A 334-nucleotide genomic window follows, 5' to 3' on the forward strand; every position below is an offset into this window, starting at 1 on the left:
TTCCGTTAAAAGCTCCCTTGGTTATTCTGTTTAAAGCATCGTAGCTATAAGCATACCTTCTTAACACATTATCACTCTTAGTTTTCCAATAGGTCTCAGAAATATTTCCATTGTATAATTTTTCAGCTCCACTTCGAGAAGTGTTATACCCCAGTTCAAAACCAAATAAATCACTTCCTAAATTATCCGCATCATTAATGGCCGTTAACCAACCTCGTACATTGTAACTATAATCGATTGTTTGTAAAGGCTTGCTTTGGGTGTTTCCTACTTTTTTCTGTATTAATTGCCCTAAGGCATCGTACTCGTTATGGGCAATAAGTTCTTCTTTGCC

At 36.2% G+C, this 334-nt stretch carries 1 pseudogene; it reads right to left on the minus strand.

The window, feature by feature from the left end:
- A pseudogene (locus JMA43_RS14000) lies at positions 1-334 on the minus strand (RHS repeat domain-containing protein); the annotation flags it as partial.

Origin of the sequence: Joostella sp. CR20, from assembly GCF_038433465.1 — a bacterium.
Classification (GTDB): Bacteria; Bacteroidota; Bacteroidia; order Flavobacteriales; family Flavobacteriaceae; genus Galbibacter.